This window comes from Nocardia sp. NPDC047654, assembly GCF_043205035.1.
Lineage (GTDB): Bacteria > Actinomycetota > Actinomycetes > Mycobacteriales > Mycobacteriaceae > Nocardia.
Genome location: NZ_JBIDDF010000002.1, coordinates 280,737 through 294,028 on the forward strand (window position 1 = coordinate 280,737; position 13,292 = coordinate 294,028).

Below are 13,292 nucleotides of genomic sequence, written 5' to 3' on the forward strand. Positions count from 1 at the left end.
ATGGGTCGGTCGTTGCGGGTGGATACCGACCTGCTGCGAGCGCTGACCCCGGAACTCGCCGCGATCGCCGACGTGGCGCAGGAGGAACTCGCGCGCCTGAAGCAAAGGCTCGCCGCCGAGGGAAAGTGCTGGGGCGACGACGAGCCGGGCCGGATCTTCGGCGACAGCTACGAGCCCGCGGCCGACAAGGGAATCACCGGCTTCGAGAACCTCGTCCACAATCTGCGCGGAATGAGCGGCAGCGTCGCGGATGCCGGCAACGTGCTGGAGGACCAGGACCAGAACATCGGCTCCCAACTTCGCGATCGGGATCCGTTCCGCTCCGATCCGGCCTACAACGTTCCCTTCGAGCAGCCGCAATGGCAGAGCCCGGCGCCCGATCGGCTCGTCTCCACGCCGGATGCCGCCGTGCCGAACTCCGCTCGCGACGCCATCACGCCCACCCCGGCGTCCAACCCCACCACCCCGGCGTACGACTCCGCCGCTCCGGCATCCGACCCCACGGCCGTGCAGGCAACCCCGCAGTCCGGCTACCAACCGACCGCGAATCCGATCGCGCCCGGCCGGACGAACCCCGGCGACTACGGCCCGCTCGACAGTTCCGGCTCACCTGGACAAGAGCCGTTGCCCAACTCGTCCCCGACGCCTTCGGTTCCGGATCGGCCGACGCCGACCGCGCGAGGAGCCGCGCCGACCGCGCGAACCCCGGTGTCTCCCGCCACTGCCACGCCGCCCGCCACCGGCTCACCCCCTGCGGCGGCGACACCCAAACCCGGCGTACCGCAACCGGGAGCCGTCCAGCGAACACCAGAAGGCCGATGGACGAGGCCGCCCACCGATTCGCCGTGGATGCGAAACGCACCCGGCACGCCGTGGTCGCGAAACGCTGGTGGGCCGTCACCGGGCCAGGTCTACCCGCCGCGCCGCAAAGGTCCCCGGCCCGACGCGGCACAACCCGGGAACCCCGGCAAGGACACGAAACGGCGCAAGCCGAAGACGGTCCCGGCGGAAGCGAAGCGCTCCCGGGTACGGACGGATCCGGACGCGGTGGCCGCCGCGCAGGCGCTCGCCGCTCGCCATGGCCTCCGGATAGCCGGATTCGACACGTCCGGTGTGTCCAGGCCTACGGTCGACGAAATCGCGGCGGCCGTCGACGACATCCTCGGCAAACATCCCTACATCGAGCTGTCCGGGATAGAGATCACCGACCTACCGGACGGTGCGGTGTCGCGTGTGACGTCGGCTCACGTGGCGCAAGAGGCGGAGGGTCCGGTCACCGGTGAGCGGATCCTGCTCGACCGTGTCACGGCGGCCAGCCCAGCGCTGCTCGAAGAGAAAGTCCAGACCGCGATTCGGTCGGGCGAGCGGGTAGCCGGATCCGCTGAGCGGCCGATGTATTCGACCATCGTGCACGACCTCGGCCGGATTCTCGAAGCGGGTGCAGGGTCCCGGGTCCGGCAGTCGGCGCATCGGTCATTGCTGATGGAGTACCAGCGCGTCAGCGGGCCGTGGGGCGGCCGTGACACGCTGGCCGCGATCGTCCGCGGCTACCGGAAGTGGCGCGCACAACTGATCCGAGCCTGCTTCTCCGGTGACCTTTTCGATCCCCGAGCGGCGGTGGTCGAAGGGTTCACCGAGGTCGAACTGCGCGGCGAGGACGCCTGCGGACCGGCGAAGGTACTGCACCGACTGGTCGTCGAGCACGCGCGCGGACGATCGAGCGCCTGATGGTGCAGATTCCGGACTATTTCCCCGGCTGGCTGACCGAGTTGGTGCTGGGGCACTTCCCGGAGGGGGATCCGGAGGCGATGCGGCGCAGCGCCGACACCTGGTCGGACGCGGCGAACGGGCTCGTCCTGGTGCTGCACCGGCTCCAGCCGAGGGTGGAGCAGCTGGAGCGGGCGGTCGAGGGCGAGACCGGTGTCGAAATACAGAAGCGGTACCGCGAGATCATCGCCCACACCCAGGCGCAGATCGAGTTCAACAACGCTATGGCGAAGCAGTTGTACGACAACGCCACGGCCATCGAGTACCAGCAGTACGTCATCATCGGCATCGCGGGAGCGCTGCTCGCCCAGGTGATCATCGACATGGCGATGCCTCCGCCCGGCAGCATCGTGAAGGCGATCGCCGACCGGGCCGAGGCGAGAGTGGGGATGGAACTCGCCAAGCGCGACTTGGTGCTGACCATGCTGGGAAAGGCCGCGCGGTTCGTCGCCGAGCACCCACGCCTGGTGCTTGCCTCGAAAGGCGTGTTCTTCGGGACGGCGATCGGCGGCGGGGTTCCCTATGTCGCGCAACGCGTCCAGATGGCGCAAGGCCACCTGGAGAAGATGGATTGGAAGAAGGTCCGGATCGGAGCGGCGGCCGGCGCCGTCGGTGGGCTGGTCGGTGTCGAGGTCGGTCGTCGTGTCGCGCCCGTGGCGATCCGAACGGGCGGACGCGTGCTCGGCACCGTGGCCGCGGGCGGCGTGGGCGGCATGGCCGGTGGCTTGGCGGGTGGGCTGACCGCGTACGGATTGACCGGCGGCGAACTGCGCGGCAAGGACCTGGCCGCGATGGTGTGGACCGGCGCCGCCTCCGGTCTCGTCGGCGCCTCCGGGGCAGCGGTGCGGGCCACGCGGGCCGGAGCTTACACAGGAGTACCCGAACGGGTGGCTTCCTCGGATGGGGGCCTACCCCCCGATGCCGCGCCGATGGCGAAGATTTCCGCGCCCGGGGACGGTCAGCCGCCCGAAACGCAAACGGCGAGTCCTGAACGCGTGTCCACCACCAGTGAGGTGGACGCGCCACGGGCGGGTGGGCCCGAACCCGGGTTCGGGGATGGTTCCATGGACCGGCCGGGCGGCCTGACCCCGGAGATGATGGCCGAAGGCGAGCAGATCTTCCGCGATCTGTTCGACAATGCGGAGGGAGCGGACCGCCAAGCCCTCACGGCGTTCATGAGAGGCGACGGCCCCGGGCAGTTGCCGGACGGGAGCGGCGGAACCACCCCCGGGAACGCGCCCGACTACCCGTCGGGCGGCCCATCACACCCCTACTCACCGTCATCCCCCGGACGCGGCGGCTCCTGGCCTGCGTGGGGCAGCACCGAGGTCGCGCGGGCGGGCAGCTCGGTCGCCGTGGCCACACCGCCCGAAGGCGGTTCGGCCACACCGATGCCCACCCGTCAGGCCCAGATCAGCGATCCTCAGGTGCGTCCGGACCAGAGCGCACAACCGGTCACCCCCGGGCTCGCCACCGAAGTCCTCGTCGACGGCAGCAGTTCTTACCCGGATCCTTTGCTGGTCGCGCACGGACCTGGCGGGGACATGTACTTGGTGGCGCCGGAGCAGACGGCCGGTAACACGCCCCAGGCGATGACAGGACCCCGGCCTGCGGGCGAGACCCTGGAAAAGGGCGCCACCGCCGCCGAGGAACAAATCCTTCTCGACCTCGATTTCGATCCGGCGCTCCCGCGGCTCGACACCGCGACTCCGGAACAATCGACTGCGATCGAACCCCCTGCCTCGGCGACCGCGCCGACACATGCCACACCGCAGCTGTCGCCGACAGCCGACGCGAACACTCCGCTCGCACCGCCGAGCCCACCGAAACAAGAGGTCGCCTCACCCACGGCGTCCGCGCGCCCCACCGCTGACGCGAACAACCCGGTCGCGTCGGCCAACCCGCCGCGACCTGCTCCGGATGCCACGGCGTCGCCGACGCGCACCGGGACCGACACGAACACTCCTGGCCTACACCGAAGACCACCGGAAGAACCTCGCACCCCCTTTTCACACGGTACGTCGGACCACACACCCTCTGCCGCACAACCGCACCCGCCGAACCCGATCCCCTTCGCCACACCGCCAGCGCTGTCGGGCCACACCCCGGGTGGCCACCACGATCCGGCCGCCTCCGCGAGCATGCCGACAGCACCGGCTGCGACTCCGGGATTCCTGTCAACCGATCCCGGGGAAACCCCACAGTCCGCCGCGACACCACCGGCCCCCACCGCCGCGACCAGCCCGCCGGGCGACGACGACGAACCCTCCGCCGATCCCGAGGAGTTCCCCACCCCACCGGGCACCGTCGTGGACGACCCCCGGGAACACAACGTCCAGAAAGACCCGCGCGAGCACAGCGTCTGGCAAGACCCACGGGACCACAGCGTCCAGAAGAAGCCGGCGGGGGATTACGTCACCATCCCCGGCGTCTCCTACCCGCTGGAGGACGAACCACCCGCCGACGCCATACCCGTAATCCCGCGCACACCCGCCCTGACTCCGCTGCCTGTCGATTCCGTCGGCTTGGGCCGCGCCTTCCAGAACCCCGACGACCCCGACTCCGCGTCGCCACGCCCTCCGGATATCGCTAATCCCCTGTCGGATCGCCACGTCGCCGCACCGGAAACAGGTCTGGACGCCGGGCTCGACAAACCGCCCGCCTCATTCACCATGCCTTCGCGGTATGCCACCGAACCGAACCCCGGGACCCCCGGTGCGCCGCAGACACCCGCGGGGCCGCACCTGAACCCGCATTCCCTCGAATATCACCAGGACCCCAGCCGTCTACCCGCCATAGGCGGAGTTCCGCACCTCCAACCTGTCCCCCAACCGAGTGGGAAGACGGAGCATAAGCGCCTCATCGCCCAGATGGGTGGCGGCGACAAACCCCGACGACGCAAGAAGCAACCCTCGCCCGAACCGGAGCCGACGCCCACACCACCACAGCCAACGCCCGACCCCCCGGCACCCACACCGGAACCGGAACCGGAACCGCGGCCGAAGCCTCGCAAGCGCGGCCGGCCCTCCACACCGCCGGTCCCCGAGCGGCTGGTGGAGCGCGAGGGCGCCGAAACGACCGGAGCGATCGGTGAGGAAGGTCAGCGCGGCTCCACAACCGCGCGTGACGGCTCTGACCGTAAACGTCCGCAGTCGGGTGTCAGGTCGGAAAAGTCTGCCGGACAACCGGATCCGCGTTCGCTCCTGCAACGGGCACAACAAGGTGATCCGGCGGCGTTCGACGAGCTGCGCGAGCAGTACGGACTCGACACCCTCCACCACGTGCGCCGGGCACTCGGAGTGTCCGAGTCGCAGTCGACCGACCAGGACGAGCAATTAGCGCTGGCGGCGGGGGCGATCAACGGCACCGTGTTCCGGTTCGCGGAACAACAGCGGTGGCCTGTCCCCGCGGGGGAGGATGTGGGCAGCTGGTTGCGCCGCGTCGCGGATGATGCGGTCATCCGGTCCGGCGTCCTCGAGGCAATGCCGGACACAGCGGCGGCCGAATCGACCGCGCCCGCCGACCTGCACGAGGTCTCCACCGGAAGACCCATTGCCATCGAGTCCGGTAACCCGGTGGACGCCACTACGGACGTGGGGCGTCCTGCCGCTCCGGTCGCCCGAGCCGTTGCCGCCGCGAGCGAAAGCGCGATCGGCGCGCACGCGCCGGAGGTCGACAACGCCACCCTGGCAACTCCCGACGAGCAGGTCGGCGATGCCGCGAATGATCAGCTCCCGGTCGACAACTCCCCGCCGCTCGAACAGGGCGCCGACCAGGTGGTCGATGCGATGCGGCAGGCCGCGGAAGCGGTGCTCGCGGACTACTACGCCCGATCCGGACCCGATATTCCAGAGGCCGACCGGCTGAACAACCTTCCGGCAGCCACCCTTACGCAGATGCTCCGCAGCGAGGACTCCGCCGACGCCACGGCAGCGGTGATCGAGGTGATTCGCCGTGGCGAAGACAAGATCTTGCGCTGGACCCAGGTCGCCGCCGTGACGGCGATGCGTCGAGTCCCGGTGAACATGGACGCCGGAGAGGGCAAATCCCTGGTCTTCCTCGCCCATGCCATCCGCGAGGCCATCGAACACGGTGCCGTACAAGTCATCACCACCCGTGACAACCTCGCCAACCGCGAAGTTGCCAGATACGTCGCGGTCCTGGCCGAGTACGGCATCGATGTCGTCCGCATGAACCCCGACCACGCCCCTCGGCCCCCCGAACCCGGCCGGCCCACCATCTACATCGGCACCCAGCAGGACGTCGGCTTCGCCGCGCTACGCGACAACTGGGTTCCCGGCCGCAGTGCGGCGATCGACGAGATCGACGAAGCCCTCGTCCACGCCGACACCCAGTACATCCTCTCCGATGGCGCCGACCAGTTCGCCGACGCCCCCATCGCCGCCCAGGTCACCCAAGCCCGCGATTTGCTCACCACGGCACTGCGCGACAATCAACTCACCGAAGCCGATTTCGGACGCACCCCCGGCCAACGCGGCGGACCGGCGCGGCTGACCGAGGACGGTAGGCAAAAGCTGGAGCAACTGCTCGGTCGTGCGCCCACCGAGACCGAATCGACCCGTATCGCCATGGCCGCCGCAGCACGGTGGGAATACGTGGAGAACGTGCACTACGTTGTGCACAACGACAGGGTGTTCATCATCGACCAGACCACCCACAAGGTCCTCTTCGATCCTCAGACCTCCTCCGAGAGCCGCTGGAACGGCGGCCTCGCGCAAGCCATCGAGGCCGAACACGGCTTGCGAATCCGCAACGACCCCGCCAGCTCGAAATCCATCACGGCGCAGCAACTGTTCAGCCAGGACAACTACGACCGCGTGACCGGCGCTTCCGGCACCGCCGAGGGTTCCGCCACTCAGCTACAGCAGCGCTACGGTATGGACGAGGTCGCCAAGATCGACCGTTTCCACGAATCCCAGCTCATCGTCCACGCCGACAGCATCTCCCCGGACGAGGCCTCGAAGCTGAAGACTGCCGCCGCCGATATCAAAGCAATGCAGGAAACCGGCCGTCCGCAACTGATCCTGGCCGACCGCAACGACCTCGTCGATCCGCTGTCCGCCCTCCTCGACGGCCTCGACGTCGCACACACCGCCGTCGACGCGAAATGGTTCCTCGATCACGGCACCGATGCGGAGGCCGATCTGCAAGCGATCTTCGATCACGCCGGCGAGCACGGCAAAGTCCTCGTCATCAACATGCAAGGCGCTCGCGGCGTCGACATCCCGATCTCCGACGACATCCGCGAACTCGGCGGCCTGCACGTCATCGTCACGGGCCGCTCCGCCCGCTCCCGCGACATCGACATCCAGGCCGAGAACCGCTCGGCCCGCAACGGCGACCCGGGTAGCGCCCGCTACTACACCTCACCCGAAGACGACCTCTACGCCCTGTCTCCCCATCCGCTCGTACAGACCGTCGTCGTCCAGTACACCCAGGCCGCCGCCGAGCATCAGACCCAACCGACGCCCGAAACCGAGGTCGCGCTCACCCAGGCCGAAGACTACCTCCGCGTCCTGGTAGACCCTCTCCAAGAAGTCGCGGCTCTCATACACCAGCACGCTCATTCACCCACCGACCACACCACCGACCCCGCTACCCGTGGACCACCTGCCGCACCTGCCGATCAAAGCTCCCGGCAACCACAACACCCGCCGCCCATCGGTTTCCAGCCGCCCAGCCCGTCGCGGCAGGATGGTTCGGGACAGTCGCCACGTGCGGATGACTTCCCCGCGCCCAGCTCCGCCCCCGGTGCCGGCACGGCTGTCACACAACACGAATCGTCTGAAACCGAGCTGCCGCAGCGGCCGCTGCGCGCTGCCGAAGAACAGCGCTTCCTCGACTGGTATCGAGGGCGGCCGGCCGATCGGTCAGGGCTGTCTCGCCAGAGTCTCGCGGAATATGTCGAGATGCACCATCTGGAGCTCGATCAGGTGCGGCGATGGTTGACCGGGGCAGGGATCGAGGCGAATAGTCACGCGGCGGAGCCCATCGCGCAGCTTCCATGGCCCGGCGAGGGCGACAAGACGACATGGCTATCGGAAATGCGCCGATATCTCGGGATAGCACCGGCCGAGATGGACGCACTGGTAAATGTAGCTCGAGGCACCTGGGAGGAAATCGAACGGGGGGAACGGGACCTGGAAATCGAGCAGATCAGGGCCTTGCTGCGTCGGGTACCCTACGCCCGGAGAATGTACACGGATGCGTCGTCATATTACCCGGAGCTGCTCACCGATAACGGCACTGCCGCGTACCCCGAAGGTTATCAGGATATCGGTGCATATATTCGTTCGATGCGCACCGAATCGGGTCTTTCAGAAGAGGACTTGGCCGCTGCGGTAGGAAAATCGAGCGGCACGGTCAAAAAGTGGGAAATAGGCGACATCTGGCCCCCAGCCCCCACGGTTCAGATCATTGCCGAGGCCTCCCCGTTCTCACACAATGCCACCTATGACGAGCTCGTCGAGTGTTTTACATACCTCCCCAGGGCGACCCTGATATTCCCCGACCCACGTGCCGTCGCATCCTTCGGTGAGTATCTCCGGCACTTCCTCCGGGTCAACCAAATCAAGGATTCGGACGCTGCGCGCGTTTTCGGACTCACACGAGTGCACATCGGGCGTCTCAAAAAAGGTGCAGAGATAGATGAACTGACGATGCTGCAAATCTACCGTGATGTGCTGCAGGAGCGCGGTGTCGAGCGATGGAATGACCTGGCCGAGGCGTGGGGTCTCACTTACCGGATGGACCCGGCAGGCGAGACCGTTCCCGATCCGGCCCTTTTCCCTACGGTCCACGATTGGCTGACCGCAGTACGCCTTTACTACGGAATGAGTCGATCGCAATTCGCGGCACGAACCGGAGTAACGAAGAACACAATCTCCCGAAGAGAGACACAGACAACACCGAGCGTTGTCGCGCTCCGGCAACTTCGGGACATTCTCGAAGATTTCGATGAGCAACTACCGGGGACACCCTTCACCAATGAAACTTTGGTGAAGGGATTGCAGCGGTTTTACGCACGCCGAGACGTGGGAACCGGAGACGAAGAGGATACTCGTCTGATCTGGGAACTGATAGCGACTCGGCCCGGATCCCCCGAGGAGCGGGGAATTCGGAGCCAGATTCTGGAAAAGTATCTCTGGATTGCGGAGGCAGCGCCACGGTATTGGACGGTTCCGGGAGAGGAATACCAAGATCTCGTCCATCGAGCCCTCGAGGCGATCGGGGTGGCCGCCGGCACCTTTGTTCCGCCTGGCGAATTTCCCAGAGCTGCCATGGCGAATGCCCGCTGGGCTATGAAGAATATCTACTACAAGCAGATGTACGCGAATTTCGGTTCGAAGGACCGCGAGCTGATCTACAGCGTAGACACGTACATCAGGAACCATACCGCTGCCCCCGGGGCCGCCGAACCCGATAACGCCGAGATCAGTGCGGCTCTCGGACTGGAGCTCACCGCCGTCGAGAAAGCGAAGCAGTGGCTCCACCTGCGCAAACCGATATTCCTGGATCAATCGAATACCGGCACCGACGAAACCGACCGAGACGAGAGTGACGACACGCCTCCGGTGGATGTGGCGGCACCCACCGGCGCCCGCTCCACTTCGGAAAGTGAACTCTCTGACGAGAACTTTGCGGCGAAGCTGAGACAAGCTCTGCCCGAGCTGTCCGACGCAGCGCGGCGCACCGTGCTGCTCTACCTCATACAGGACATCTCGCTGGCCGAGTTGTGCACGCGACTGAACATCGGGCAGGAATCGGCCACGAAGCTGATGGCGAAGGCCACCGAAAGCATCCGACAGGTTTACGTCGCGGAGCGTGACGGTGATCCGGCCGACGCTCCGCGCCCGGACGTCGGGCAGTCGAAGCCACCCGCGGAACCCACCGGCGCCCCCACGCCGAGAGGGGACGACAGGCCGCACGATGATCCGGTGCAGGGCGAGTTCGCCCCGATCCGTGCAGCTCTCTCCGATTTCCCGGACGGACACGTCGATGCCGCCGAAGCGATGTTGGCCGCGTTGCTGTCGACGACTCATGGGCGTACGCAGGTGCGGCACGGCCTTTTCGGAGAGCCGGGCAACCGGTGGGTAGTCGTCGAGGTGACCGAGGAATTCGACGCGACCTTCGACGTGGCGTCCGAACCTGCTCTGCCCGTGCGCGATGTACCCGGCCGATCAACGGAACCGGGCCGACTCACCGAGTTGCTCGACGAGAACGCCGCAGTGTGGGGCTACGAGTTGGCTCACCTCGGGCAACACGCCCGCAGCGGCCACGGTGGAAGAAGGAAGAGGTGGTTCAAGCTTTTCGAATCTCCCGGACAGCATGACCCGTCGAATGTACTGCCCGACCCGATCGTGAAGCTGAGCTTCGCGCGGGAGTCGGTGCCACGTGGCGTCGGGACCTCTCGCCATGCCGCGCGTGAGGTGCTGACCGGCGCGGGCTGGCAGGACACCGACCAGATCGAAGACGTGGAACTGTCGGTCACCGAACTGGTCACCAATGTGCACGTGCACAACGCAGGGGACGCCGAGATCCGGTACTGGCTGTTCGATGACGTGTTACGGGTAGAGATCGCCGACGAGAGCCGAGGTTTGCCGAAGTGGCAGCCGGAGAGCAACTTCGCCGCTCTCGAGGACACCGCACAGAGCAGCCCTGACGAGGCCTCGGCCGACTTCGACGTGGACGACTTCCTCGACGCCATCGATCTGGGCGCACTGATGGCGGGCCGGCGAGAACCGGGCATGCGCGGGCGCGGCTACGGACTGCTGGACGACATGGCCGCCGCATGGGGCGTGGACTTGGGCCGCACCGGGGGCAAGACGATCTGGTTCGAGGTTCAGCGCAACAGCCCACCGGGCACAGCACAGACCGATCCCGAAACACCGGGTGTAGCGCCGATGGCGCCTCAGCTCCCTCCGGACACACGGCCGGGCCAGGTATCGCAGGCACATTCACGGACAGAACCGGCGAACGACGATCCTCCAACCGAGCCGTCCATCGGCGAAACCACCAGCGACGAGACGCCGTCGGTCCGACCTGAGCAGCCGAAGCGCTCCGGCGGCGGCGGGCTGCCCCCGTCTGGAGTCGAACCCTTCCACGATGTCGATCCCCGCGCCGCCCTGGACCTCCCGCCCGGCCCGGAACAGAATCGGCGCTTCGGACGCGGACGTAGACCCGACTTCCGAGTCTTCCATCACCACGAAGACGATCCGCTGGGCCGCCCCTATGGCCCGGGCGTACCGCGTCGAGACGATGGCGAATCGAGCCACCGACAGTACGAGGTGGCTTCGCCGGATCGTCCGGATGCGGTGCGCCCCGAAGAAAGCACAGACATCGATTACATGCGAGTCACTGTGCGCGGCGGAAAGTTCTACCGCGATGGGCAGTTGTATACCACTGGATCCCTAGGTGACATCTTCCTCATCGGCACGGACCCGGACGACATCCGTGTGGCGCCCGCCACCGAGGCTACGCACCCGGCGCTGTACCGGACCTATCGAAACCGACGTGAAGGTCCGATCAGCCTTGGTGTCTGGCTGTTCACCGCTGGTGAACCGGACTGGATACATTTCGGCAGCGGCGCGTTCAGCAAGGCATCGCGGGATCCGAAGTTCGGCGCTTATCTGCGACACAGGCTGATCAGTCTCGACGTAGATCTCGACGGCGTCACCTTCAACGTCAGGAGCAAGGACAGCCAAGGCCGGCTGTGGCATTCCGATGCGGTGCGGACGACGGTCGGCTCCGTGATCGACTCCGGCGGGGACAGTGCCGAAAGTACGTTCACCGGGTTCGGCGATGACTACTGGGTGACCGTCACCGCCGTGGAAGCGATGCCGGATGGCGTGGCGATAACGTTGTCGTTCAATCCTGTTCTCGGCGCTCCCGGTTCGGTGACGCTCGTGCTCGGTCGCGAAGGCGGGGTCATCACCGCGGAATACACCGATATCGAACTCGGTTCGGACGCTGCCCTGGTTGCGGCAGCATTCACCGAGTTCCATTCATCTCGGCTCGAGCCCTGGCTGGCGGAGTCGGACGTGCGCTTGGCACTCCCGACTACAGCACTGAGCCCATCCGTCGGACGCAGAGCCGGACCCGATCCCAGCGTCTTCCATCACGACGAGAACGATCCGCTTGGCCGCCCCTATGGGCAAGGCGCTCCTACCCCGCCCGCTGCGGGCGAACCGTCGGCCACCGCACCGGCCGACGGGAGCGAGGGCGTCGCGCTCGCAGGAAGCGTCGATCCGCGTGTGCGACGAACACCCGAAAACGCCTCGGTGCCGGAAGGTGATTCCTCGGCGCGGCAGTTGCTCGCGGCTGTCGACCCAGCACTGCTGGAGTTGGTCCGTGAGGGCGTCGCGGTCGAACGCGATGCCGCCATCCTCGATACCGGTGTGGCCGCGGAACCTGCGGATGTGGCGCGCTTCCGGCGCCTGGACGACATGCTCGCGCACCTCGACGAGTTGCGTGCGGTGCGGGGGCGATCGGAGGTGACCAGCGCACCGGATCGCCTCCGTCTGCTGGTCCACCACTTCCACGCCGCCGCGGAATGGCTGACGGCCTTGATGGACGCGAACCACGTCACCGACGGACAGGTGCACCCGGACCTCGAGAGTCGGAAGCTGGACGCCATGCTCGGTCATCTCGACGAACCGGTGGCCGCGATGGGTCAGCGGAACACGACCGTCCCACGAGAACGCCTCACGCTGCTGGTCCATCACTTCAACGCCGCGAAGGAGCGGCTGGCCGCGTTGATGGACGCGACCAACGCGGCCAACGGGCAAATCCATCCAGACCTCGCCACTCGGATCCAGCTGGCAACCGAAGCTGTGAACCGGTATCGATCGTCCGACACGCGCGTCACACACGTTCAGGCAGCGTTGGGGTCCCCCGGGCGGAGTGATGTGGAGGCCGGGGGTAGCGACCCGGTGACCGCCGCCGGCCCGGAAGACCGATCATCGGCCGAACTCGCGACACACGACGGTCCACCCCGAACCGACGTGCCGCGAGAACGGCTGGCCGCATATGTCGAGCTGGGAGAGCTTCCACCCGGGACGCCCGAGCATGAGCGGTTGGCCGACGACATCGCTCGACGCGACGCACTGGCTCACCGCTGGCTCACACTCGAATTGGGCGTGCTCGCCTTCGAACACCGGCTGCGCGCACCGGATCTGCCCCGAGCCACTGTGGACGACCTCACCCGCAGGCTGAATGATTGGCGCGCCGAACTCGAACGCGCACGCCGGGCGCTGGCCCCGCGGCACACCGACCCCGCGGCTCTGCGCGGAACACCGCCTCACGCGCGCGCCGACTCGAGCATGCAACCCGAAGAGGCGCGTCTGGCGTTTCAGGTGGTCAACGATCGTTACGGACGACAGGTCGTCACCATCCCCGCCGGTGTGCGGGACACGGCTCTCATCTTTTCTCGGGGAGACCTCGCGCGGGCGGTGGGTGAGGACAACCTGCATCAGTTCGCCTCGTTGACCGAAGCTTTCGACCTC

At 67.0% G+C, this 13,292-nt stretch carries 2 protein-coding genes (1 of these 2 only partly in view); both read left to right on the top strand.

The genetic code is table 11. The annotated features are described in order from the left end of the window. Window positions 1–1,728, top strand: coding sequence for a hypothetical protein (locus ACGF7Y_RS09820; RefSeq protein ID WP_393231533.1), 1,728 nt, complete (start codon window positions 1–3; stop codon window positions 1,726–1,728). After that, window positions 1,728–13,292 carry the start of an alpha/beta fold hydrolase gene (locus ACGF7Y_RS09825; protein WP_393231535.1) on the top strand. Its footprint extends 13,818 nt past the window's final position, so 11,565 of the gene's 25,383 nt are visible here — the first part of the coding sequence; it begins with the start codon at window positions 1,728–1,730; its stop codon lies beyond the right edge, outside the window. The genes ACGF7Y_RS09820 and ACGF7Y_RS09825 overlap by 1 nt, the downstream gene beginning before the upstream one ends.